General features: G+C 62.9%; 20 protein-coding genes. 4 read left to right on the top strand and 16 right to left on the bottom strand.

The annotated features are described in order from the left end of the window. Positions 1-23: 23 nt before the first annotated feature. The 5 genes from DESUT3_RS07535 to DESUT3_RS07515 all read right to left on the bottom strand — a co-directional run bounded on the left by DESUT3_RS07535 (position 24) and on the right by DESUT3_RS07515 (position 6,576). Positions 24-2,681 (bottom strand): valine--tRNA ligase, encoded by a 2,658-nt coding sequence (locus DESUT3_RS07535; protein ID WP_221251853.1) that lies wholly within the window; start codon positions 2,679-2,681, stop codon positions 24-26. A 134-nt stretch (positions 2,682-2,815) separates the two neighbouring features. Beyond that, complete coding sequence (locus DESUT3_RS07530) at positions 2,816-4,492, bottom strand: response regulator (RefSeq protein WP_221251852.1); 1,677 nt, start codon at positions 4,490-4,492, stop codon at positions 2,816-2,818. Between the two features lie 20 nt (positions 4,493-4,512). Beyond that, the gene (locus tag DESUT3_RS07525; RefSeq protein WP_221251851.1) at positions 4,513-4,965 is read right to left on the bottom strand and encodes a chemotaxis protein CheW; all 453 of its coding nucleotides are present in this window, start codon (positions 4,963-4,965) and stop codon (positions 4,513-4,515) included. Then, complete coding sequence (locus DESUT3_RS07520; RefSeq protein ID WP_221251850.1) at positions 4,962-5,411, bottom strand: chemotaxis protein CheW; 450 nt, start codon at positions 5,409-5,411, stop codon at positions 4,962-4,964. Before DESUT3_RS07520 ends, DESUT3_RS07525 begins: the two co-directional genes overlap by 4 nt. Positions 5,412-5,535: 124 nt before the next feature. Continuing rightward, a complete protein-coding gene (locus tag DESUT3_RS07515; RefSeq protein WP_221251849.1) occupies positions 5,536-6,576 on the bottom strand; it encodes a deoxyguanosinetriphosphate triphosphohydrolase in 1,041 nt (346 codons plus the stop codon). A 407-nt stretch (positions 6,577-6,983) separates the two neighbouring features. On the opposite strand from DESUT3_RS07515, the gene DESUT3_RS07510 reads away from it, so the two are divergent. Then, entirely contained in the window at positions 6,984-7,418 is a 435-nt protein-coding gene (locus DESUT3_RS07510) for a MucR family transcriptional regulator (protein WP_221251848.1), read from the top strand. Positions 7,419-7,491: 73 nt separating this feature from the next. Here DESUT3_RS07510 and DESUT3_RS07505 read toward each other — a convergent pair whose 3' ends face one another. Then, on the bottom strand, positions 7,492-7,758 hold the full coding sequence (locus DESUT3_RS07505) for a hypothetical protein (protein WP_221251847.1): 267 nt from the start codon (positions 7,756-7,758) through the stop codon (positions 7,492-7,494). A gap of 7 nt (positions 7,759-7,765) precedes the next feature. Continuing rightward, positions 7,766-8,152: a DUF2914 domain-containing protein gene (locus DESUT3_RS07500; RefSeq protein WP_225911651.1), complete on the bottom strand. Its 387-nt coding sequence runs from the start codon at positions 8,150-8,152 to the stop codon at positions 7,766-7,768. Positions 8,153-8,267: 115 nt separating this feature from the next. Between DESUT3_RS07500 and DESUT3_RS07495 the strand changes: the two genes are divergently transcribed. Next, on the top strand, positions 8,268-9,014 hold the full coding sequence (locus DESUT3_RS07495; RefSeq protein WP_221251845.1) for a PilZ domain-containing protein: 747 nt from the start codon (positions 8,268-8,270) through the stop codon (positions 9,012-9,014). Here the strand turns inward: DESUT3_RS07495 and DESUT3_RS07490 are convergent, their stop codons facing one another. The 9 genes from DESUT3_RS07490 to DESUT3_RS07450 all read right to left on the bottom strand — a co-directional run bounded on the left by DESUT3_RS07490 (position 9,015) and on the right by DESUT3_RS07450 (position 21,185). Continuing rightward, positions 9,015-10,202: a phosphopentomutase gene (locus DESUT3_RS07490; RefSeq protein ID WP_221251844.1), complete on the bottom strand. Its 1,188-nt coding sequence runs from the start codon at positions 10,200-10,202 to the stop codon at positions 9,015-9,017. It lies immediately after the preceding gene. After that, positions 10,199-10,864, bottom strand: a complete 666-nt coding sequence (gene deoC, locus DESUT3_RS07485) for a deoxyribose-phosphate aldolase (protein ID WP_221251843.1) — start codon at positions 10,862-10,864, stop codon at positions 10,199-10,201. The genes DESUT3_RS07490 and deoC overlap by 4 nt, the downstream gene beginning before the upstream one ends. An 18-nt stretch (positions 10,865-10,882) precedes the next feature. After that, complete coding sequence (argJ, locus tag DESUT3_RS07480; protein ID WP_221251842.1) at positions 10,883-12,082, bottom strand: bifunctional glutamate N-acetyltransferase/amino-acid acetyltransferase ArgJ; 1,200 nt, start codon at positions 12,080-12,082, stop codon at positions 10,883-10,885. Then, the gene (locus tag DESUT3_RS07475; protein WP_221251841.1) at positions 12,072-13,784 is read right to left on the bottom strand and encodes a hybrid sensor histidine kinase/response regulator; all 1,713 of its coding nucleotides are present in this window, start codon (positions 13,782-13,784) and stop codon (positions 12,072-12,074) included. Before DESUT3_RS07475 ends, argJ begins: the two co-directional genes overlap by 11 nt. Before the next feature lie 32 nt (positions 13,785-13,816). Continuing rightward, positions 13,817-16,507, bottom strand: a complete 2,691-nt coding sequence (secA, locus tag DESUT3_RS07470; RefSeq protein ID WP_221251840.1) for a preprotein translocase subunit SecA — start codon at positions 16,505-16,507, stop codon at positions 13,817-13,819. 196 nt (positions 16,508-16,703) lie between these two features. After that, a complete protein-coding gene (locus DESUT3_RS07465) occupies positions 16,704-17,573 on the bottom strand; it encodes a M23 family metallopeptidase (protein ID WP_221251839.1) in 870 nt (289 codons plus the stop codon). 363 nt (positions 17,574-17,936) lie between these two features. Beyond that, the gene (locus DESUT3_RS07460) at positions 17,937-18,386 is read right to left on the bottom strand and encodes an N-acetyltransferase (protein WP_221251838.1); all 450 of its coding nucleotides are present in this window, start codon (positions 18,384-18,386) and stop codon (positions 17,937-17,939) included. Positions 18,387-18,427: 41 nt separating this feature from the next. Then, entirely contained in the window at positions 18,428-20,101 is a 1,674-nt protein-coding gene (gene recN / locus DESUT3_RS07455; RefSeq protein ID WP_221251837.1) for a DNA repair protein RecN, read from the bottom strand. Between the two features lie 229 nt (positions 20,102-20,330). Next, positions 20,331-21,185 (bottom strand): NAD(+)/NADH kinase, encoded by an 855-nt coding sequence (locus tag DESUT3_RS07450; protein ID WP_221251836.1) that lies wholly within the window; start codon positions 21,183-21,185, stop codon positions 20,331-20,333. A gap of 176 nt (positions 21,186-21,361) precedes the next feature. On the opposite strand from DESUT3_RS07450, the gene DESUT3_RS07445 reads away from it, so the two are divergent. Both DESUT3_RS07445 and yidD read left to right on the top strand, forming a co-directional pair. Beyond that, positions 21,362-22,705 (top strand): replication-associated recombination protein A, encoded by a 1,344-nt coding sequence (locus DESUT3_RS07445; protein WP_221251835.1) that lies wholly within the window; start codon positions 21,362-21,364, stop codon positions 22,703-22,705. Further along, on the top strand, positions 22,702-23,136 hold the full coding sequence (gene yidD / locus DESUT3_RS07440; protein ID WP_225911650.1) for a membrane protein insertion efficiency factor YidD: 435 nt from the start codon (positions 22,702-22,704) through the stop codon (positions 23,134-23,136). Before DESUT3_RS07445 ends, yidD begins: the two co-directional genes overlap by 4 nt. The last annotated feature ends 183 nt before the right edge of the window (positions 23,137-23,319 follow it).

The raw sequence follows: 23,319 nt of genomic DNA, 5'->3' as shown, positions 1-23,319 counted from the left end.
GATCGCCCCGGCTTTTTTCGTTGCTACTTGAGCGCCTGGATCTTGGCCAGGCTTTGCTGCAGGATGCCGAGTTTCTCCTCGGCGTCGCGCAGCTTGCCGCGGTCCTTCTCCAGCACCTCCGGCGGTGCGTTGGCGACGAACTTCTCGTTGGAGAGCTTCTTGGTGAACATCGCCACGTCCTTTTCCACCTTGGCGATCTCTTTCTGCAGGCGCTTCTCTTCCTCGTCGACGTTGATCAGGCCGGCCAGCGGCAGCAGGATCTCCACGTCGCCGGCCACCTGGGTAGCGGCCTGGCCTGGCCGCTCGATGCCGACCCCGGCCTGCAGTTCGGCCACTCGGGCCAGGGCGCGGATATAGCCTTCGCCCTGCTTGAGAACCGCCAGCGAGGCTTCCGATCTGCAGTCGAGAACGGCCGCGATCTGCTTGCTCGGAGGCACGTCCATCTCGCCGCGGATGTTGCGGATCCCCTTGATGACTTCCATGATCAGCTCCATGCGGGCAGCGCCCTCGGTGTCGACCGGCAGACCGGCACCGGTGGGGTAGTCGGCGACCATGATCGAGGGGACCGGGCGCTCGCCTGGCAGGGCCTGCCAGATCTCCTCGGTGATGAAAGGCATGATCGGGTGCAGCAGGCGCAGCAGCTGCTCGAGCACGGTGAACACCACCGCCTGGGCCCGCACCTTGACCGCCGGGTCGTCGCCGTACAGGTCATCCTTGCTCAGCTCGATGTACCAGTCGCAGAACTCGTGCCAGGTGAAGGCATAGAGAATCCCGGCAGCGTCGTTGAACTTGTACTCGGCCAGGGCCTGGTTGGTCTTTTCTGCGGCCTCGGCAAGGCGGGTGAGAATCCACTGGTCGGCCAGGGACAGATCGAGCTTGCCCGGATCGACCCCCGCGGGATCGAAGCCCTCGAGGTTCATCAGCGCGAAGCGGCTGGCGTTCCACAGCTTGTTGGTGAAGTTGCGGTAGCCGGCGATGCGCTCGGTGGAGAGCTTGATATCGCGCCCCATGGCGGCGAAGGCCGTGAGGGTGTAGCGGAAAGCGTCCGTGCCGTACTCCTCGATGACCGTCAGCGGGTCGATGACGTTCCCCTTGCTCTTGCTCATCTTCTGCCCCTGGGCATCGCGCACCAGGGCATGGATGTAGACCTCCTTGAAGGGGGCCTCACCCATGAACTTGAGCCCCATCATCATCATCCGGGCGACCCAGAAGAACAGGATGTCAAAACCGGTCACCAGGCAGCTGGTGGGGTAGAACTTGCCCAGGGTCTCGGTCTGCTCGGGCCAGCCCATGGTCGAGAAGGGCCACAGGGCCGAGGAGAACCAGGTATCGAGAACATCGGTCTCCTGGCGGATCTCGGCGCTGCCGCAGTGAGCGCAGACGGTCAGGTCCTCACGGGAGACGCTGATCTGGTCGCAGGCGTCGCAGAACCAGGCGGGGATACGGTGTCCCCACCAGATCTGGCGGCTGATGCACCAGTCCTGGATGTTGAACATCCACTCGTAGTAGGTCTTCTCCCACTGGGCGGGCACGATCCTGGTGCGGCCGTCCTGCACCGCCTTGATCGCCTCTTCGGCCAGGGGCTTGACGGCCACGTACCACTGCTTGCTCATGTACGGTTCGATGATGGTCTTGCAGCGGTAGCACTCGCCCACGGCGTTGGCGTAGTCGTCGATCTTTTCGAGCAGGCCCTGGGCTTCGAGGTCGGCCACCACCTGCTTGCGGGCCGCGTAGCGCTCGAGCCCGTTGTAGGGGCCGCCGTTTTCGTTGACGATGCCCGAGGGGTCGAAGATGTTGATGAACTCGAGATCATGGCGTTTGCCGATTTCGAAGTCGTTGAAGTCGTGGGCCGGGGTGATCTTGACCGCGCCGCTGCCGAATTCCTTGTCCACGTACTCGTCGGCGACGATGGGGATTTCGCGGTTAACCAGGGGGAGCCGCACCTTTTTGCCGATCAGGTCGGCGTAGCGCTCGTCCTCGGGATTGACCGCCACGGCGGTGTCGCCGAGCATGGTCTCGGGGCGGGTGGTGGCGACCACCAGGCAGCGGTCGCTGCCGACCACCGGGTAGCGCAGATGCCAGAGGTTGCCCTTCTTGTCCTCGTGTTCCACCTCGAGGTCGGAAAGCGCCGTGTGACAACGGGGGCACCAGTTGATCAGCCGGTTGTCGCGATAGATGAGGCCTTCTTCGTAGAGGCGGACGAAAACCTCGCGCACCGCCTTGGAGAGCCCCTCGTCCATGGTGAAGCGCTCGCGCTGCCAGTCGCAGGATGCCCCGAGGCGCTTGAGCTGGTTGATGATCTGTCCGCCCGATTCCTCACGCCATTTCCAGACCCGCTCGATGAACTGTTCGCGGCCGATCTCGTGCCGGTCGCTCCCCGCGGCGGCCAGCTGTTTTTCCACAACGTTCTGGGTGGCGATCCCGGCGTGGTCGGTGCCGGGCATCCACAGCACTTCGTGACCGGTCATGCGCTTCCAGCGCACCAGGATGTCCTGCAGGGTGTTGTTGAGCGCGTGGCCCATGTGCAGCACCCCGGTGACGTTGGGAGGCGGAATGACGATGGAATAATGGGGTTTGGAGGAACTTTCGTCGGCATGGAAAAAACCCTGCCCTTCCCATTGCCCGTACCACTTTTTTTCCACCTCTTGGGGCTCGTATCCCTTAGGGAGTTTCGCTTCCATGGAATCAGCTTCCTTCCGGAAAATTGGATAAACCGCATCGGCGGATGCGGCTGAAAAATCTGCACAAAAAGAAATGGGGATTGTAACAATCCCCATTTCATCCGTCAATACTGTGAGCCAGGTACGGGCTGCCCTCAGGCTTGGCCGGCCATCTCCTTGATCTTGCGGATCTCCTCCTTGATCATGCTTTCGGCCAGATCGGGGACAACCTCCCAGGCGATCTTTTCCAAAATGCTCCCGGCCAGCCGCTCGATCACGCTGCCGGCCACCCGCTCGACGATCTCGGTCAACTCCTCCTCGCTCAAGCCCTGCACCTTCTCCTGGGCTGCTGCGGCAGTGACCGGAGCGGAAGGCGCGGCCCCGGCCTGGCCGGCGGCGGGGAAAACAGCCGGTGAAACAACGGCCGCCACCTCCTCGGCTTCAACCACAGGCTCATCGAAAGCGACCGGTTCTTCGGCTTCGACCACCGGTTCGTCGAAGGCGACCGGCGCTTCGACCTCGACCATCGGCTCATCGAAGGCAACCGGCGCTTCGGCATCGACCATCGGTTCGTCGAAGGCAACCGGCGCTTCGGCATCGACCACCGGTTCGTCGAAGGCGACCGGCTCTTCGGCTTCGAAGGAGGGTTCTTCCAGACCGGCCGGCTCCTCGAAACCCACCACCTCTTCCAGTCCGGCGGAGGAGAGGTCTTCGCCGATGGTCAACTCTTCTTCTTCGACCAGCAGGTCCTCCTCGCCAAAATCGGCCAGGGAAGCGTCAGCGGATGCTGTGACCTCCGAAGCCACCGCCGCCCCGGCGGGCTCGAGATCCACCTCTTCCAGGATGTCTTCCTCATCCAGAGGCAGGATATCCTCGTCCTCCAGGACCAGAAGCTCCTCTTCGCCAACGGCCTCCGGCTCCTCTTCGAGGATGAAGATCTCTTCCTCGGCCTCGGCCGTCAGGGGCTCTTCGTCGAAAATAAAGCTTTCCTCCTCGGCAGCCTCTACCTGGCCCTCGACTTCCTCGAAAATGAACGCCTCCTCGCTCTCGATCTCCCCGGGCTCACCAGCCTCAGGCTCCTCCTCGAAGATCAAATCGTCCAGGTCCTCGGTTTCGGGTGCAAAGGCCTCTTCCAGCGTCGCCTCGACCCCGGCCGGCGCCGCCCCCCGGGCTTGAATCGCACCGGCCATCGCGGGCGCAGCGGGTTCTTCGAGCAGGTCTTCCTCCTCGAAGGTCACCTCGCTCCAGATGTCGTCGGCCTCTTCCCCGGCACCTCCCTCGGAGGCAAAGGCCTCGTCCCAGGCGATGGCATCCTGCCCGGCATCGGCGGCGGCCGCAGAGGGGGCCTGCTCCTCGATTTCCTCCCAGAGATCAGACTTGACCGCCCGGGCCGCCGAGGCCGGGACTTCGGCATCCGGGACCGCGGCGGGAGTTGGAGCCGTAGGGACGGCGGGCTGCTCAGCCGCCTTGGCAAGCAACTGCTCAACCCGGTCGATAAGCGCCTGGGATTCAAAAGGCTTGGCAATCCAGCCGTCGGCCCCCGCAGCCGCGGCCTTTTCCTCGTCGAAGGGCTCGAAGGTTCCAGCCAGCAGCAGCACCGGTGTGCGGCCTAGCGCAGGGTCCTGCTTGATGGCGGAGCAGAGCTCGTAGCCGTTTTTCCCCGGCATGAACACATCCGCAAGGATCAGGTCGGGGTGCACCTCGCTGGCCTTTTCCAACGCCGCCGTACCATTGTCGACAACGGTCAGCTCATAATCCTCGTTGACGAAGGTGATCCCGATGACTTTCTGAATTGTGATACTGTCGTCGGCTAACAACAGTTTCTTGCTCATCCAAGCCTCCTTGGCTCCCTTCACTGGGAGCGCCGGGTGATGGTTTTCGGTGGCAATGAAATTAGCAGTGAATCCACATTGAGAATCGGGAATTCCCGGTCGCCGTGGACGAACAGGTTGCTGGTCCCGGCAGGAACCTCGGCAGGCTCCCCGGCCACAGTTTTGACCAACGCCGGATCAAGATCGACAATATGCAAAACCCGGTCCACCGGGACCCCGACCAGACCGACCTCGCAGCTGCAGACCACGGTGTAGGCGACTGCGCCGGAGCGCCTCGCGGCATCCTGCCCCCACAAACAGCGAAGATCGAGCAGTGGGGTTAGCTGATCCTGGTAAAGAAACACGCCGCCCACCCCAGGGGGGAGCAACGGCAGTTGAAACACCTCGGGTGAGGAGACAATGTGCACTATCCCTTCGACAGGCAGGGCAAAATATCCCTCGTCCAGGGCCAGAAGAGCCAGCTTGCCCCTCATGGCGCACCCCAGCAGGCTTCGAGCATATCGGGCTCGCAAAGCACCAGAGGCTCGCCCTTACGCACGACAACCCGGCCATATGGCATGGAGTCCTGCGAGGCGAGCAGCCAGGGCAAGGGATGGACCCTGAATTCGGCATCGGGGAAAATGCCCTCGATGGCATCAGCCAGTATGCCCCATCGATGGACCCCTTTGGCCAGGACCAGCAACAGCTCCCCAGGCTGGGGTTCGCTCTGAGGCAGACGGAATCCCATGCGCAGGTCGCGCACCGGAATCATCTCCCCCCGGTGGGGCAGCCTGCCCAGCAGACCCCGCTCAGGAGCGGCCTCCGAGCGGTCGAGCCACCCCTGGACCTCTTCGCGGATTTCCACCAGGCTCCCGATCGGCAGGGCAAAGCCTATTCCGGAAATTCGAAATACCAGTTTCAACCCGACCGTATCGGCCATTACCTCACCGGGGATGGGGACGTTGGGACCACTTCGAAGGCGGCGCAAAGCGGCTAAACGCTAACACACGCCCGCGCGGAGTGTCAAGCATTTGCACCAGCAAAAACCGAGATCTTATGGCCACTTAAAGGATTTTCCAGGGCTGGGGAAGAAACAATTTGTGGTAAAGGTTCAGGGCATAGCGATCGGTCATCCCGGCGATGAAATCAGCCACTGAAACCTCCGCCTGATCGCCGGGCCGGCGCCGGCCCCCATGGGCATCGAGGAGCTGCGGGCTGGCCATGAAGAACTCGAACAGTTCGCGGATGATCCGTGATGCCTTGAAAAAGTCCTCGTGCACCGAGGGATGCCTGTAGACATGGGAGAACAACCAGTCCCGCAACTCCCCTACCGCCTGCTCGATCGCCGGGGAGAGAAGTATCCGGTCGCCTCCCGCGGCCATGGAACATTCGATCATATCCCGGACCATGGTATTGATCCGGCCCGAGTGGTTGTGGCCCAGCAGATCGAGGATCCCGGCCGGGACTTCCCCGGCGGCGACAAGGCCGGCCCGCAGAGCATCATCCAGATCGTGATTGACGTAGGCGATAATATCGGCCAGGCGCACGATGCGCCCCTCGAGAGTGCTGGCCATGACTTCCGGGTCGCTGCTCAACAGGGGCCCCTGCCCCTTGGAATGTTTGAGGATGCCGTCGATGACCTCGCCGGTCAGATTGAGCCCGCGCCCTTCCTTCTCCAAAACCTCCACAACCCGGGCACTTTGCAGGACATGCCGGAAACCGCCCGGCACCAACTGGTCGAGTACCCGTTCGCCGGCATGGCCGAAGGGGGTGTGTCCAAGGTCATGGCCCAGGGAAATGGCTTCGGTTAGATCCTCGTTCAGCCCCAGAGCCCTCGCCACGGTTCGGGCGATCTGGGCCACCTCCAGGGTATGGGTGAGGCGGGTGCGGTAATGATCCCCCTCCGGGGCCAGAAAAACCTGGGTTTTATGTTTCAGCCGTCGAAAAGCCTTGCTGTGAAGAATACGATCTCGATCATGTTGAAAAGCAGTCCTGATCGAACAGGGAGGTTCGGGAATTTTACGGCCGACACTGGCGGTGCTCAAACATGCAGAAGCAGAAAGAAGCTGTGACTCACGCTGCTCGATCAGTTGACGGATTTCCATGCCGACAGACTCCCTCGAATAAAAAAATTCTCCCTCAAAAACCTATACCCTACCTGCAATTCCCATGCAAACGCAATCTTGACGAACCCCTTTGGTGACGGTCGAGGCAAACAGCATGGGATGCCATAAAAAACCCGCAAACGTGTCTGAGTTTTAAACGCCACCTCAATTTGAACACGCTAAGTGAATGTAAGGGATGCATACCAAAAACCACATGCATTGATCAAAATTACAAGTCTGCTGCCTCCTGCTGTATGAATCCAAGTTGCCGCTCAGGCATTGCAAAAAACGTCTTTTTTATCATGTAATACAATATTTTTTCCTTGATTTTGACAAAATTTATTGTATTAGTAGTGCAACCTTGAAAACCAGCTATGCAACCATAACCGTAAACAGGAGGAAAAAACATGGCAACTATTCTGGAAATGGCCGCTGAGATTGTTGCGGCTCACGCTTCGACCACCGCAATGAGTAAAGAAGAGCTTGTCGCCGAACTGGGTGAACTCCATAAGGTTCTGGCCGCTCTTGAGAAAGGCGAGGAAGTAACCCTGGAGAGCGCAGAGGCCGCTGCCGCCGCCCCCGCCGTTTCCCGCAAGAAGGCGTTCGGCAAGGACAAAGTCACCTGCATGATCTGCGGCAAGGAGATGAAGACCCTGGCCCGCCACCTTAAGACCGCTCACGGCTTGAAGCCCGGAGAATACCGCAAGCAGTTCGACATCCCCCGCACCCAGCCTCTGGCTGCCCGCGCCTACTCCGAGAGCCGGCGGCAGATGGCCATGGATCGCGGCCTCGGTGAGAACCTGGCAAAAGCCCGTGCGGCCCGGGGCAGAAAAAAGAAATAATCGGCAATTCGCCATCCACAAAAAAAGCGCTCCGCAAGGGGCGCTTTTTTTGTGGGGGAAAGAGGCTGGCGGCTCACAGATCTTCGAGCAATTGCCAGTCGGCGAAGCCGTCTTTTTTCTCTGTCGAACCCAGGTCACGCCCTTGCATCCTGATGCCCTCACGAAGCGGATGGGTCTTGACCGCAACGTAGCCGCGCACGAGGTTGGCCAGGGTCGCCTCCTGCAGGACGATTTCCTCTCCGGTGCGCAGGCGCAGGGTAGCCCGCAGGTGCCTGTGCCCCTGCGGGACCGCCATTTCGAGCTCGAGGATGTCGGAATTGGCCAGAACTCTCTGGGTCATCGGCGCATCACAGCAGGCTGAAACTGAGAATTTTCAGAGCCTTGCCCTCGGCGTCCTGCACCTCCACGGTCCACTCGCCGCTCAAGGAAGGCAGAATGGTTTTCGCCGACCAGGTTCGCCAGTCAGGAGACCGGACCGGGAGTTCCACCCGGGCAAGCTCCTCGCCCTTGTGGAACCAGACGTGAAAGACCCTGGTCTCGCCTTCGGCCCCGGTGACCCTGGTGAAGCAATACAACCTCTCCACCGTCGCCGGGTAGGATTCCACCGCATCGACCGGCTCGCGATCCACCACCTGGGTGGTGATCACCCCTTCGGCCACCTCCAGTGCGGCGGCAAAGGCCGGTGCAGCCAACAGGCCGACCAGCAACACCAGCATCAGGCCAAGTTTTTTCATAACTCCATCCTCCTTCTGTAAATGATGACAAAGCATATCGGCCGGGATAAAATATACCATGTTACCGAGATCCCACTATGAATTCACCCGCCCCACACAAGGATAATCGACAGATATGAAAAGGGTACTGATCGGCGACAAAAGGGAAGCTCTGCTTTCAACCCTTGAAGTCATGCTCAAACATTGGGGGTACCGGGTTATCGTATCGTCCAGGGCCGATCAGGTAAAGGCGTTTCTCGAACAGACCTCGCCCGACCTGCTCATCATCGGTGCCGGCATGCTGGCGAGCACCTCCTCCCTCATGGAAGGGATCAATTCCAGGATAGACTCCGCGCCGATGCCACTGGTGGTGCTGGGCGAGGAAGATTCCGAGGTTAAAATCGGGATCGACTGCGAAACCCTCGGGGTGCCGATTGATCTGTTCGCCCTGTTTGAAGTCATCCAGCGGCACCTGGAAAAACACCCGAGGAAAAACCTGCGCCTGACCGTCAAGCTCCCCAGCCTGTTCAGCAGCGGAGAAACCTCCTGCCTGGCCGAGGTCATGAGCATCAGCACCCGGGGGATGTTCGTCAAGACGGCGGTACGCATGGGCAACCGCGACCCGGTGCGCGTGGTGATTCCCCTGCTCGGCATGCAGAGGGAGCTGGAAGTCTGCGGCAGAGTCCTTTATTGCGTCCTTCCCGGGCCGGAAAACAACTACCTGCAGGGGGTAGGCATCGAATTCACCGACCTCGACGAGCAGACCCAGGACACTTTGGAGGGGTTCATCGAGAAGCGGTTTCTCGGCGAACTTTCCGAGAGCCGCGATGGCGGCCACCTCAACCGCGAACAGCTGCGGGACGCCCACCCTCCCCGGAGGTGATCACGCCCGGGGCCGGCAGTCTCCCCGCACCCCCTTGCCAGGCCCGCGCTCCAGGCCGAAAACCTGCGCAATGGTCGCGGCCACTTCGGCGAAACTTTCGCGCTCGCCCAGATCGCCTCGCCAGCCCGGGGTCTTGCTCCAGATCATGAGCGGCACGTATTCGCGGGTGTGATCGGTTCCGGCGGTGGTGGGGTCGCAGCCGTGGTCTGCGGTCAGAATCACCAGGTCCCGCTGTCCCAGTTGCTCGAGCAGCCGGGGCAGCCACAGATCGAATTCCTCCAGGCAGCCACCGAATCCCCTGGCATCCCGCCGATGCCCGTACAACATGTCGAAGTCCACCAGGTTGGTAAAAACCAGTCCCCGTTCCAAGTCCTCCAGGCTGGCGAGCGTCTTGGCCATGCCGTCGGCGTTGCTCTCGCTGTACTGGTACCCGGTCACCCCCCGGCCGGCAAAGATGTCGCGAATCTTGCCCACCCCGAACACCTCGAGCCCCGCCCCTGCCATCCGGTCGAGAATCGTCGTCCCTGTCGGCGGCAGCGAAAAATCATGGCGCCGGGCGGTGCGTTGGAAATCCGCGGCGCAGCTGCCCAGAAACGGCCGGGCAATCACCCTGCCCACCCGGTAGGGGTTGAGAATCTCCCGGGCGATGCGACACAGCTCATAGAGCCGCTGCACGGGGATCACCTCCTCATGGGCGGCGATCTGAAACACCGAATCCGCGCTGGTATAGACGATGGGTCGACCGCTGGCCAAATGCTCTTCGCCGAGCGTAACCAGGATGTCGGTGCCGCTGGCGGCGATGTTGCCCAGCGGGCGCAGGCCCGTCTCGCGCTCAAAGGCCGCGATGATCTCCTCCGGGAAGCCCTCGGGGTAGGTCGGCAGGGCCTCGGTCTGAACCAGGCCGGCGATTTCCCAATGCCCGGTCGTGGTGTCCTTGCCCACCGAACGCTCCCGCATCCTGCCCCAGGCCGCCTCGGGCAGGGCGACCGGGCCGACGCCGGGGACCTCGAGGATATTTCCGAGTCCGAGCCGCTGCAGATTGGGGAGCTTGAGCCCCCCACAGGCGCGGGCCACGTGCAGCAGGGTGTTGGCCTCGCCGTCGCCGTAGGCTGCGGCATCGGGCAGCGCGCCGACCCCTACTCCGTCCAGGGTGATCAGCACCACCCGATTGATCTGGCTTGCGGTCACAGCCCCTGCTCCAACTGCCACTGCTGCATGATGGTGATGCCGGCGCTGGTGCCGATGCGCGTCGCCCCGGCCTGCAGAAAATCCCGGCACCCGGCCCAGTCCCGAATGCCGCCGGCGGCTTTCACCCCGATCCTCCCCGCCGCGGCGCCGGCGAGCAGACGGACATCGTCAAGGGTGGCGCCTCCGGAACCGAAACCGGTGGAGGTTTTGACATAGGCGGCCCCCGCAGCAGCCACGCACCCGGTCAGGGCCTGCTTCAGCGGATCGTCCAGGTAGCAGCATTCGATGATCACCTTGACCTGCGCCTCGCCGGCCTCCTCGACGATCCGCCGGATCTCCCCCTCGACATCGCCCAGGCGTCCCTCGCGGGCGGCACCCAGGTGAATGACCATGTCGATCTCCCTCGCACCGGAGGCGACCGCCACGGCCGTCTCGCGGAGCTTGACCGCCGTGGTGACATAGCCAAGGGGAAACCCGACCACGGTCCCCACCGCCACCTCGGAGCCGTAAAGCACCTCGGCAGCCAGGGGGACGTACACCGGGGGGATACAGACCGAGGCGAAGCCGTGTTCGACGGCCTCCTCGCACAGCCGCAGGATCTGTTCGCGGGTCGCATCGGGCTTCAGCAGGGTGTGGTCGATGTAGCGCGCGGGAATAAGCATAAAATCGAGGTTCGGGGTTCAGGACCGATAATCAGCGTTGATCTTGACGTAGTCGTAGGTGAGATCCGAGGTGTAATAGCGCCCCTGTCCTTCACCGAGCTTGAGGTCGACGGTGACGGTGAACTCGGGAGTTTTCAGGACCTCGGTAGCCTTGGCCTCCAGTTCCTTTCCGGTGCCGAGACCGTCCTTGACCACCTGCACCTCGTTGAAGAAGATATCCACCCGGTTGGGGTCGACGTCGGCCCCCGAATAGCCGACGGCGGCGATGATCCGCCCCCAGTTGGCGTCCTCGCCGAAAAAGGCGGTCTTGACCAGGCTCGAGGTGGCCACGCTGCGTGCCGCCTGTTTGGCCTGGGCAGCGCCGGCCGCCCCCTTGACCGCGATTTCAACAACCTTGGTGGCCCCTTCGCCATCGCGAACGATCATCTTGGCCAGCTCGAGCAGCACCCTCGAGAGATGCCCCTGGAAGGCTTCGGCCGCGGGGGTGCCGGCAACGATTTCGGGGTTTTCGGCCAGGCCGTTGGCCAGCACCAGCACCATGTCGTTGGTCGAGGTATCCCCGTCCACCGTAATGCTGTTGAACGAGCCGTCGACCGCTGTACGCAGGGCCTGGTCGAGGAACCCAGCCTCCACACAGGCGTCAGTCATCACGAAGGCCAGCATGGTTGCCATGTTGGGGTGGATCATTCCGGCCCCCTTGGCCATGGCGAGAACCCCGTAGGGCTTGCCGTCGGCCTCACCCTCGGCGGCGGAGAGCTTGGCGAACGCATCGGTGGTGCGGATCGCCTCGGCGGCCTCCTCGACGGCTCCGGCCTGCAGGTCCCCGGCGAGTTGCCCGATGTGGCGCTCGAACTTGTCCATGGGCAGGGGCAGGCCGATCACTCCGGTGGAGGAGACGGCGACCAGGTCCTCGGGCAGCCCGAGCGCCCCGGCGGCCAACTCGCCGCAGCGCAGAGCGTCGCGCAGCCCCTGCTCGCCGGTGCAGGCGTTGGCGTTGCCGCTGTTTACCAGCACCGCCTGGCAGCTTCCCCGACGAATTCTCGGCGCGCTCACCACCACCGGGGCGGCGACCACCTTGTTGGTGGTGAACACCCCGGCGCAGCGGGCCGGCACTTCTGAATAGATCAGGGCCAGATCGGGCTTGCCGGACTTTTTGATGCCCGCGGCCCGAGCGCTGAACTTGAATCCCTTGATGGTCTTGCTCCCCTTAGTCACCATGACGTGAGACTCCGTAATTATCCCCGGCGGGAAGCATGACGGCCATAGTCGTGCCTTCCCCGGCGGGAGGTTCGAGATAAATCTGCCCATTCATTCGGGAAACGATCGCCTTGCAGATCGCCAAACCGATTCCCACACCCTGGGGCTTGTCGGTGTCGATATCGCCGAGTTGGGTGTACTGCTCGAAAATATCCTGCTCCGCTTCCGGGGGAATGCTCCGCCCGTCGTTGTGCACCCGCAGGTAGACGCGGTTCTGCCCTTCGACTAGGCGGGGTTGCGCCTGGATCGACAGCACGCCCCCGGCACGGTTGAACTTGATGGCGTTATCGACCAGGGAGCCGACCAGCAGCCGGACCTTGCCGGGGTCGGCATACAGCGGCTCCATTTCGGGTGCCAGCTGCAACTGCAGTTGCAGCTGCAGGGCGGCAATCCTCGTCTGTTCTTCGCTAAGCACACCCTGAATTACTTCGCCCAGGGACACCGGCGCTGGACGCCACTCCTCTTGCCCCGAATCGAAGGTAAACAGCCGCAGCATCCCGGCAATCAGCCGCTCCATGTGGCGGCTTTCCCGGTGGATCTTGCCCAGGTAGTCACGCAGGTCGCCGGCTTCGATCTGCTCGGCGAAATTCAGGATCAAATCCGAAAACCCCAGGATCGTGGTCAACGGCGTATTGAGTTCATGGGAGAGATTGCAGACCAGGCGGGAACGGGTCTGGTTGAAACTGACCAGCCGCTGGTTGGCCTCCTCGAGCTGGCGCGTCTGGAGACGCAGGCTGGAGACCAGCTTGAAGTTCTCGATGGCCAACGCCGTCTGGTGGGCGACGGTACCGAGCAGATCCCGGTCGGCGGCGGAAAACGCCCTTCCGGAGTGCTTGTTGTTGACATTGATCACCCCGAGGATCTTGTCCCGGCAGCGCAGCGGCACCGAAAGCAGCGAACCGCTGCGGTAACGCTCGGAACCGGCACAGGGTGCGAAGCGCCGGTCGTTCTCGAGATTGTCGATCAGCACCGCCGTGCCGCTGGCCAGCACATGCCCGGAGATCCCCTCGCCCGGTGCCACCCGGGCGGTTTCGATCACCTTGGCGGGGAGCCCTCTGGCGCCGCCGATTCTCAGCAGACCGTCCTCGTCGACCAGCATGACCGAGGCAATCTCCACCTCGAGCACGGCAGTAATCGAGTCGAGCACCTTCTCGAAGACGAACTGCAGGTTGTCCCGGGAACTGGCCGTCTCCCCGATCTCACGCAGCAGAATCAGGTCGGAAAAGCGCCGCTGGGCTTCATGTCTCAGCACCGCGGCGTTGCGGGCCTCCCGGTAGGCCTTGACACCCCGTTCCAGGGCCTCGAACAGGTCTGGCTCCTGGATCGGTTTGGTGAGATAGTCCAGGGCGCCGTCGCGCAGCACCTGGCGGGCGGCTTCGAAATCATGGTGCGAAGAGACGATCATGACCTGCACCAGCGGGTGCAGACGTTTGATCCGCCGCAGCAGGGCCGGACCGCTGAGACCCGGCATCTCGATGTCGGTCAGAACCACGGCGATATCCCGGCGCGCCAGCACCCCCAGGGCCTGCTCCCCGTCGCCCGCCTCCACCACCGGATAGCCGCGTCCCTCCAGCAGCTCGACGACCAGGCGCCGGAAAAACGGCGCGTCGTCGACCACCAGGACCGCCGGCAGCCGGCCTTTTTCGACCGCCGGGGTCATCATTCAGCCCTCCTTGGGCCCAGACTGCCTGCCACTCATTGGCCACAGCATTTCTTGTATTTCTTGCCGCTGCCGCAGGGGCAGGGGTCGTTGCGCCCGACCTTCTCTTCCTCGCGGGTGACCGGAGCCTTTGGCTGCTCTTCGCCACCGACCCGGTTGAGCACCAGGCGGCGCTTGCGCTGCTCGGCCTCCATGCGCTCGACGTCCTCTTCGCGGCGCAGCTGAACCCGGTAGAGCTTCTGCAGGACCTCCTGGCGGATACGCCCCATCATCGCCATGAACAGCGAGTAGGCCTCGCGCTTGTACTCCTCCTTGGGGTTCTTCTGGCCATAGCCGCGCAGGCCGATCCCCTCCTTGAGGTGATCGATGGAGAGCAGATGGTCCTTCCACTGCGAGTCGATACTCTGCAGCAGCAGCACCTTCATCAGGTGCTCCATGACCGGGGTGGTGAACTCCTCTTCCTTTTCGGCGAAACGCCCCATCACCTGCTGCTTGAGGCTCTGCTCGAGGCTCTCGCGGGTCAGCCCGGGGGCATCGGGTTCCGGCAACTCGGGCTGGATACTGAACTGGTTGAAGACGTCCTCGGTGAGGCTGCTCCAGTTCCAGTCGGCGGGCTGGGTCTTTTCCGGGCAGAAGGTGGCGATGATGTCCTCCACCGTCTCATCGATGATCCCCTCGACGGTCTCGCGGATGTTCTCCCCGGCCAGCACCTCCTTGCGCTGGTTGTAGATCACCTCGCGCTGGCGGTTCATGACGTCGTCGTACTCGATGAGATGTTTGCGGATCTCGAAGTTGTGCCCCTCGACCTTTTTCTGCGCGTTCTCGATCGCCTTGGAAATCATGCCGTGCTCGATCGGTTCGCCTTCGGGGATCTTGAGCTTGTCCATGACGAAGGCCACCCGCTGCGAACCGAAGATGCGCAGCAGGTCATCCTCGAGACTGAGGAAGAAACGGCTGGCGCCGGGGTCCCCCTGGCGTCCGGAGCGGCCGCGCAACTGGTTGTCGATGCGCCGCGATTCGTGGCGCTCGGTGCCGCAGATATAGAGGCCGCCGGCCTCGAGCACCTCGGCCTTCTCCCTGGCGCACTGCTGCTGGTATTTCTTCAGCGCCTCGGCATAGGCGGCCTCGGCGTCTTCGGCCGCGGCGGACTCGCGCCGGGCGAGCATCTCGGGGTTGCCGCCGAGGATGATGTCGGTACCGCGGCCGGCCATGTTGGTAGCGATGGTCACCGCTCCGCGGCGCCCGGCCTGGGCGACGATCTCCGCCTCTTTTTCGTGGTGCTTGGCGTTGAGCACGTTATGGGGGATGCCGCGCTTGCGCAGCATCTCGGCGAGCTCTTCGGATTTCTCGATGGAGATGGTGCCGACCAGGGCCGGCTGGCCCTTCCCGTGACAGCTGACGATATCTTCGATGACCGCTTTGAATTTCTCCTTTTCGGTCTTGTAGATGACGTCGGCCTGGTCGTTGCGGACCATCGGCCGGTTGGTGGGGATGACCACCACGTCGAGCTTGTAGATCTCGTGAAATTCGGCCGCTTCGGTGTCGGCGGTTCCGGTCATGCCCGAGAGCTTGTCGTACATGCGGAAGTAGTTCTGGAAGGTGATGGTGGCCAGGGTCTGGTTCTCGCTCTCGATCTTGACCCCTTCCTTGGCTTCCACCGCCTGGTGCAGGCCGTCGCTCCAGCGCCGCCCCGGCATCAACCGACCGGTGAACTCGTCGACGATCATCACCTCGCCGTCCTTGACCACGTAGTCTACGTCGCGCTTAAAGATGGCGTGGGCCTTGAGGGCCTGGTTGACGTGGTGCAGCAGCTCGATGTTGCGCGGCTCGTAGAGGTTGTCGACGCCGAGCAGTTTCTCGACCTTGGCCACCCCCTCTTCGGTGAGGGTCGAGGATTTGGCCTTTTCGTCGACGGTGTAATCGCCAGTGTATTCCTTGCTGGCCGGTCCGATCTTGCCGTCGCGGTGCTCGATCACCTCCCCCTTCTTGAGCATGGGAATGATCCGGTTAACCGTGTAGTAGAGTTCGCTCGAGGCTTCGCTGGGGCCCGAGATGATCAGCGGGGTGCGCGCCTCGTCGATGAGGATCGAGTCGACCTCGTCGACGATGCAGAAATTGAGGTCGCGTTGGACGTAGTCCTGCAGGGCGAACTTCATGTTGTCGCGCAGGTAGTCGAAGCCGAACTCGTTGTTGGTGCCGTAGGTGATATCGCAGCCGTAGGCTTCCTTGCGCTGGGCATCGTTGAGCCCGTGGACGATGACCCCGACGCTCAGGCCGAGAAAGCGGTGAATCCGCCCCATCCACTCGGAGTCGCGGCGGGCCAGGTAGTCGTTGACGGTAATGACGTGCACGCCTTTTCCGGCCAGGGCGTTGAGATAAGACGGCAGGGTGGCGACCAGGGTCTTGCCCTCGCCGGTCTTCATCTCGGCGATCTTGCCGGCATGCAGAACCATCCCACCGACCAGCTGCACGTCGAAGTGGCGCATGCCGAGCACCCGCTTGCCCGCCTCGCGGACCGTGGCAAAGGCTTCCGGGAGCAGGTCGTCGAGGGTCTCCCCCTGGGCGAGGCGCTGGCGGAATTCGGCGGTTTTGCCCGCCAACTCAGCATCGCTCAATGCGGAGATGGAGGGTTCGAGGGTGTTGATCTTCTGGACTATGAGCTGCAGCCGTTTGAGCTCACGCTCGTTTTTGCTGCCGACGATTTTTCGGATAAGCGGACCGATCATTTAACACTCCGTATGCGGCTGAACGCGACCGTCGCGAACCGGCGGCCGGACAGGGAGACATCTCCCGAAAAAGGGGAAAATATTAACATAAAGCCCCACCCCCCTCAAGGACAAAGACAGGACGAAGACCCGGGTGCGCTGCCTGCGGGCACAAAAAACCCCGGCGCCTGGCCGGGGTTGCGAGTTGCGGCTGAAATCAGAGATATTTGCGGGGATTGAGGGGGACACCGTTGCGGCGCACTTCGTAGTGGACATGGGGGCCGGTTGAGCGGCCGGTGTTGCCGACGGCGGCGACCTTCTCGCCGCGCTTGACCCGCTGACCAACCTTGACGAACAGTTTCGAATTATGCCCGTAGTAGGTCTTGAAGCCGTAGCCGTGGTCGACGACGACCAGCTTGCCGTACCCCGAGACGGTTTCGGCCTGGGTGACGATGCCGTCGGCGGTAGCGAAGACCGGGGTCCCGGTACGCGAGGCGATGTCCACGCCTTCGTGCATTTTCCGGGCGCCGTTGAAGGGGTCGCGGCGCACGCCGAAGGCCGAGGTCACCCACCCCTTGACCGGCATTCCCTGGGGCTTGGCCGCCAGCAGGGAGCGCTGGTCATTGAGGAAGCCCTGGATCTCCTCCTGGCTTTCACGACGCAGGTCGATGGCGCGAACCATCTGGTCGATCTGCTGCTGCAGCTCGGAGAACCCCGCGGAAACATCCTCTTCGGGGGGGCCGCCCACGCCGTTCATGGCGTCGGCCTTGGGTTTGGCCAGTTTGGCCATGACGCGGACCTTGGCGTCATTTTGGGCCAGCACCACCATCTCCTGGCGCAGATCGGCCAGCCTGACGGCCAGTCGGCGCAACTCCTTTTGCTGGGCCGAGGCCTGGGTCTGCAGTCGCACCAGTTCCTTGCGGTCGAAATTGACCCGGAAATAATCGAAGGCCAGCAAAGACACGCCGACCATAAACAGCAGGCCGAAACAGAGAACAGTTCCCAGCAATCCGCGCCGCAGGTTGAAACGACGCACCCGGTGGGAGCCCTCGGGTATGATCAGAATGGTAAACTTCTTGGCGGACAAGTGGCCCTCCCGGATTAACAGCAAATTTCACATTCAGGATCGGCAACTTATAACTAATAGTTCACCGTCCGTCTTGCTGTCAACCTGAATCCGTGGGTTCGGGGCGGGAAAAGAGTGTAAGTGCTTGGCCTGAATAAGGGTTTCAAAAAATCTGAGGCGCCCCCGTAGGTTCGTCGGTGATTTTTTTAACGCTTAGGCAGGTCAATGACTTGCGCTAATGCCCGGCAGGAACTCACGGCTCCAGGGTCAAGGTTTTAGGCGCACCGAACCTCCCGGCAGCGAGGGGATCCGACACTCAGGTTGCCATCGTCATGGCGTGGGACTTGGTTTCGATTGACGAGCTTTTGCAAATATTGAACCAAACTACAGATCGATACTCAGTGCGATCTCGTCGCACTCGGGAAACTTGACGCACTTCATGCAGTCGCGCCAGATTTTGTGGGGCAGTTCCGATTTTTCGATCTCGTGGAAGCCGAGTTTGCCGAAAAACACCGGCTTGTAGGTCAGGGCGAAGACCCGCTTGAGGCCAAGCGCCCGCGCCTCCTGCAGGCAGGCTTCGACCAACCGGCGGCCGACGCCGCGCCCCTCGTGCCCCTCGGCCACGGCCAGCGAACGCACCTCGGCCAGATCTTCCCAGCAGATCTGCAGGCAGACGGTGCCGATCACCGCGCCGCCTTCCTCCCAAACGTAGAAATCGCGGATCCCCTCATAGATATCCGAAAGGGAGCGCGGCAGCATCAGCCCGTCCTTCGCATAGGTGATGAGCAGGTTCTGAATCGCTTTGGCGTCGGGGATGCGGGCGCGGCGGATCATATGGCAACTCCGTAAAGTTCCGTGCGGTTGTAGATACGGCCTCAGGAGGCGGCGGACAGACTGTGGGCGATCAGCTCCCGGGCATGCTCCAGGGTCCGCTCGGTCACCCGGGCACCGCCCAGCATGCGTGCCATTTCACGCACCCGCTCTTCATTTTCGAGAAACACCAGCCGGGTGACGGTACGATTGTGCTCTTCGCGCTTCTCCACCCGGTAGTGCCGATCCCCGTAGGCCGCCACCTGGGGCAGATGGGTAATGCACAGGACCTGGCGGCCGACGGCCACGCCCCGCAGCTTTTCGCCAACGGCGGTCGCCGCCTCACCGCCGATGCCCGCGTCGACCTCATCGAAAATCAGGCAGGGGATGTCCTCCCCGCCCGGCGCGGCCCTCTTGAGCGCCAGCATGATGCGCGAGAGCTCGCCCCCGGAAGCAATGCGGGCCAACGGCTTGGGCTCCTCGCCGGGATTGGGCGCCAGGAAGAATTCGCCTCGCTCCAGACCCGTGGGGCCCGGCTCGGACAGGGGCGAGAGTCGCACCTCGAACCGGGCCTTGGCCATGGCCAGATCGCGCAGCTCCAGTTCGACCTTTCCGGCCAACTGCCGGGCCGCCTCGGCGCGGCGCGCGGAGATCCCGGCCCCGGCCCGCTCCAACCCCTGGCGGGCGACGGCGATCTTTTTCCTGAGCCCTTCGCGGGCGGCATCGACGTCGGAGAGCTCCTCGATCTCCTGATCGATCTTCTCCTTGTAGGCCAGGATCTCCTCGAGAGTCGGTGCGTATTTGCGCTTGAGCCCCGAGATCAGAGCCAGGCGCGACTCGACCTCATCCTGCCGGCCCGGCTCGAAGTCGACCCGCCCGGCATAGCCGCGCAACTGCTCGGCGACATCCTCCACGGTAAAGAGTGCGCCGCGCACCGCTTCGGCCAGTTGACCGAGCTGGGGATCGATATTGGACAGTGCCGCCAGATCGTCGGCAACCCTGCCGAGCCGTTCGCAGGCCGCCCCCTCTCCGGCATAGAGCAGCTCGTAGCCCCCCTCGGTGGCCGCGGCGAGCTTGCCGGCATTCTGCAGCAGCAGTCGCTCGGCGGCCAGGTCGGCGTCTTCGCCCGGCTTGAGCGAGACGGCGGCGATTTCGGAACTTTGGAAGCCCAGCAGGTCCAGGCGGTGCTGCCGCTCCCGCTCGGCCTCATCGAGGCGCTGCAGGCGCTCATTGAGCTGCCGCAGTTCGCGGAAGAGTTCCCGGTAATTCCCCAGCTCGCCGTCAAGCCCGGCGAAGCTGTCGAGCATATCCAAATGCAGGTCGGCTCTTTGCAGGCCCTGGGAGGCATGCTGGCCGTAGATCGTCATCAATTGCCCAGCCAGCGGCTGCAGCTGCCCCAGGGTGGCCAGCGACCCGTTCAGGTAGACCCGATTGCGGCCGGAACGGGAAATGGAGCGCTTGACCACCAGTTCGTCGCCCTCCTCGAGGCCGGCCTCGGCCAAAGCGTCGCGCACCCCCGGCATGCCGCGAAGATCGAACAGCGCCTCGACCACCGCCTCCTCCTCGCCGCTGCGGATCAGTTCAGGCCTGGCCCGGTCGCCCAGCAACAGGCCTACGGCGTCGATAATGATCGACTTGCCGGCGCCGGTCTCCCCGGTCAGCACGTTGAACCCGGCCCCGAAAGCGACCTGCAGCCGGTCGATGATGGCGATGTTCTTGATGATCAGCTCTGAAAGCATAAAGGCGGTGATTCGTGATTCGTGATTCGTGATTCGTGATTCGTGATTCGTGATTCGTGACTCGTGACTCGTGATTCGTGACTCGTGACTCGTGACTCGTGACTCGTGATTCGTGACCAGTCACGGCCTTTAAGCCCTTTACGAGTCACGAGTCACGGCCCTTCACCAGTCACGGCCTTTGAGCCCTTTACGAGTCACGAGTCACGGCCCTTCACCCGTCACGGGTGTTCTACCTTTCCCCCCAGCGCAGCTTGGTGCGCAGGATTTCGAAATAGTCCTTGTTGGGGCTCTTGATCAGCAGGGTGCTGCTCTTGGATTTGCGGATTTCCACCACGTCGCCGCCGATCAGCGGCATACCGACCTGGCCGTCGGCGGTGAACACCACGTCCTCGTCCTGGAATTTGACCTCGATGCGGATCAGCGCCTCGTCGGAGACGATGATCGGCCGGTTGGTGAGCATGTGGGGACAGATCGGCGAAATCACCAGGCACTGGACCCCCGGATAGATGATCGGCCCGCCGGCCGCCAGGTTATAGGCGGTGGAGCCGGTGGGGGTGGAGATGATCAGCCCGTCGGCCTTGTAGGTGGTGAGGTAGTCATCGTCGACCCAGGCCTCCATGTCGATGATCCTCGCCAGGGCCCCCTTGTTGATCACCACGTCGTTGAGCACCCGGAAGCGGCCGACTTCCTTCCCTTCGCGGCGCACCACGGCCTCGAGCATCAGGCGCTCGGAGGCCTTGAAATTCCCCTTGAGCACCCGCTCGAGGATCGGGTAGAACTCCTTGAGGGTGGTTTCCGTCAGAAAGCCGAGACTGCCCAGGTTGACCCCGAGGATCGGCGTGCGCAGGTCGCCCACCTGGCGGGCCACCGATATCAGCGTGCCGTCGCCGCCGAGCACGATGATCAGATTGACCATGGTGGGGATCGAGCCGCCGGGGTAGCCCCGCACGTCCCCCATCTCCTCGGCCAGCGCCTCGTCGATGAACACCTCTATTTTGCGCTCCTGCAGCCAGCCGGCCACCTCTCTGGCCACCCTGACCGCATCGGGATTGTGACGCTTGGCATAGATGCCGATCCGCTTCATCTGCACACCCCCTAAACGAAGAGCCCAACATACCACAGGCCTTGCTGTAAAGTCTATCATCTATCAGCCACTTAGGGAGCGATGAGCTTGTTGCCCGGCCGGGGATGTGCTAAGGTCCATTACATTACGAAAACCCCGCGCCACTCCCCCAGCAAACGAAGACGAGTCGGTTCTGCATGAATCTTTTTGAACAGGCGGATAAAAACAACGGCAGCGCCCCGCTGGCCGAGCGGCTGCGCCCGCGGACCCTGGACGAGATGGTGGGCCAGAGCCACCTGCTGGGAGAGGGAAAGGTGCTGCGCCGGCTGATCGAGACCGACCAGCTCAGCTCGGTCATCTTCTGGGGGCCGCCGGGCACCGGCAAAACCACCCTGGCCCAGGTCATCGCCAACTCCACGAAAAGCCGGTTCGTGTTCTTCTCCGCCGTGCTCCAGGGGGTGAAGGAACTGCGGGAGATCGTGCAGCAGGCGCGGGAGGAAAAGGCCTACCACGGTCGCAAGACGCTGGTCTTCGTCGATGAAATCCACCGCTTCAACAAGGCACAGCAGGACGCCTTTCTCCCCTATGTGGAGCGGGGCGAAATCACCCTGATCGGCGCGACCACGGAAAATCCCTCCTTCGAGGTCAATTCCGCCCTGCTTTCCCGCTCCAGGGTTTTCGTCCTCAACGCCCTGGCTGCAGAAGAGATTGCCGTCCTGCTCGAACGTGCACTGGACGACCCCCGCGGGCTGGGCGGTCGGGGCAACACCCTGGAGGCGCAGGCGCTCGATTTTCTCACCGAGCAGGCGGGCGGCGACGCCCGCATCGCCCTCAACACCCTCGAGGTGGCGGCAGCCACCGTCGGCCGGGGCGCCATCACCCTGGAGGCGGTGCAGGAGGCCCTGCAGAAAAAAGCCCTGCTTTACGACAAGGGGGCCGAGGAACACTACAATGTGATTTCGGCCTTCATCAAGAGCCTGCGCGGATCGGACCCCGACGCGGCGCTCTACTGGCTGGCGCGGATGCTCGAGGCGGGCGAAGATCCCCTGTTCATCGCCAGGCGCATGGTCATTTTCGCCTCCGAAGACGTGGGCAACGCCGACCCGCGGGCCCTGCAGGTCGCCGTGGCCGTGCAGCAGGCGGTCCATTTCGTCGGCCTTCCCGAAGGGAGAATCAACCTCGCCCAGGCGGTCACCTACCTGGCCACGGCCCCCAAGAGCAACGCTTCGTACATGGGCATCAACCAGGCCCAGGCCGAGGTGCGCAAGAGCGGGGCCCTGCCGGTGCCGCTGCACATCCGCAATGCTCCCACCGGGCTCATGAAGGACCTGGGCTACGGCAAGGGGTATCGCTACGCCCACGACTACCAGGGGGCGTTCGCCCCCCAGCAGCATCTCCCGGAGCAGCTGCGGGGAACCACCTTTTATCGGCCCACCGACCATGGCTACGAAAAAATGATCGGCGAGCGGATGCGCTACTGGGAGCAGCTGCGCAACGAGTCAGCGGGTAAGGACCGGGAAGACCCCGAGGAGGAATCGTGAACCGGCTGGTGCTGCTGCTGATCCTCCTGGCGCTGTCCCGGCATCCTGCAGGGGCCACCGACTGGGGCCCCTGGCAGGAGCAAAGCGCTCCCAAGAGCGCCGGTCAATACCCGGGGGCAGCGGATAGCCCGGGATTGCTGCGCGGCGGGGTGCGCTTTTTCCAGAAATTCATCTCTCCGGTCGACGGCCCGCGCTGTCCCATGTATCCCACCTGCTCCGCCTATGCCCTGCAGGCCCTCGATAAACACGGTCCCCTGGTCGGCACCCTGCTGACCGTCGACCGCCTGCTGCGCGAGGGCGACCCCCGCGAGCATCGGCATCCCGTCCAGACCGGGGCCAAGACGCGCTTTCGCGACCCCCTGAGCAACAATGACTTCTGGTTTGCCGGCCCCGGCGAGAGTCCCCCCGCTGCAGTTTCGGCAGGGCGCTGACCGCCCTCCCCGGCCCCAGACGCCCGATCCGACCGCCCCTCCCCCCCACGGGGGCGGGTGATCTTTCGGCGCCAACCAACAATATTCATTGACCTTTTAATATTTGGCGCGAATCATGCTCTTACTCCCATACGGAGCATGTTGCAGCTGAAGTTTTGACATTGCCTTGATTGGCAGAATGTT

Origin of the sequence: Desulfuromonas versatilis (genome assembly GCF_019704135.1) — a bacterium.
Lineage (GTDB): Bacteria > Desulfobacterota > Desulfuromonadia > Desulfuromonadales > NIT-T3 > Desulfuromonas_A > Desulfuromonas_A versatilis.
The sequence above is the reverse complement of the archived record's forward strand: the minus strand, read 5'-3'. Positions and strand labels throughout refer to the sequence as shown.

What these genes read in the sequence shown, in the direction of transcription:
- DESUT3_RS07535 (WP_221251853.1), bottom strand. Translation starts at nt 2,681, where the DNA reads ATGGAAGCGAAACTCCCTAAGGGATACGAGCCCCAAGAGGTGGAAAAA.
- DESUT3_RS07530 (WP_221251852.1), bottom strand. Translation starts at nt 4,492, where the DNA reads ATGAGCAAGAAACTGTTGTTAGCCGACGACAGTATCACAATTCAGAAA.
- DESUT3_RS07525 (WP_221251851.1), bottom strand. Translation starts at nt 4,965, where the DNA reads ATGAGGGGCAAGCTGGCTCTTCTGGCCCTGGACGAGGGATATTTTGCC.
- DESUT3_RS07520 (WP_221251850.1), bottom strand. Translation starts at nt 5,411, where the DNA reads ATGGCCGATACGGTCGGGTTGAAACTGGTATTTCGAATTTCCGGAATA.
- DESUT3_RS07515 (WP_221251849.1), bottom strand. Translation starts at nt 6,576, where the DNA reads ATGGAAATCCGTCAACTGATCGAGCAGCGTGAGTCACAGCTTCTTTCT.
- DESUT3_RS07510 (WP_221251848.1), top strand. Translation starts at nt 6,984, where the DNA reads ATGGCAACTATTCTGGAAATGGCCGCTGAGATTGTTGCGGCTCACGCT.
- DESUT3_RS07505 (WP_221251847.1), bottom strand. Translation starts at nt 7,758, where the DNA reads ATGACCCAGAGAGTTCTGGCCAATTCCGACATCCTCGAGCTCGAAATG.
- DESUT3_RS07500 (WP_225911651.1), bottom strand. Translation starts at nt 8,152, where the DNA reads ATGAAAAAACTTGGCCTGATGCTGGTGTTGCTGGTCGGCCTGTTGGCT.
- DESUT3_RS07495 (WP_221251845.1), top strand. Translation starts at nt 8,268, where the DNA reads ATGAAAAGGGTACTGATCGGCGACAAAAGGGAAGCTCTGCTTTCAACC.
- deoC (WP_221251843.1), bottom strand. Translation starts at nt 10,864, where the DNA reads ATGCTTATTCCCGCGCGCTACATCGACCACACCCTGCTGAAGCCCGAT.
- argJ (WP_221251842.1), bottom strand. Translation starts at nt 12,082, where the DNA reads ATGGTGACTAAGGGGAGCAAGACCATCAAGGGATTCAAGTTCAGCGCT.
- DESUT3_RS07475 (WP_221251841.1), bottom strand. Translation starts at nt 13,784, where the DNA reads ATGATGACCCCGGCGGTCGAAAAAGGCCGGCTGCCGGCGGTCCTGGTG.
- secA (WP_221251840.1), bottom strand. Translation starts at nt 16,507, where the DNA reads ATGATCGGTCCGCTTATCCGAAAAATCGTCGGCAGCAAAAACGAGCGT.
- DESUT3_RS07460 (WP_221251838.1), bottom strand. Translation starts at nt 18,386, where the DNA reads ATGATCCGCCGCGCCCGCATCCCCGACGCCAAAGCGATTCAGAACCTG.
- recN (WP_221251837.1), bottom strand. Translation starts at nt 20,101, where the DNA reads ATGCTTTCAGAGCTGATCATCAAGAACATCGCCATCATCGACCGGCTG.
- DESUT3_RS07450 (WP_221251836.1), bottom strand. Translation starts at nt 21,185, where the DNA reads ATGAAGCGGATCGGCATCTATGCCAAGCGTCACAATCCCGATGCGGTC.
- DESUT3_RS07445 (WP_221251835.1), top strand. Translation starts at nt 21,362, where the DNA reads ATGAATCTTTTTGAACAGGCGGATAAAAACAACGGCAGCGCCCCGCTG.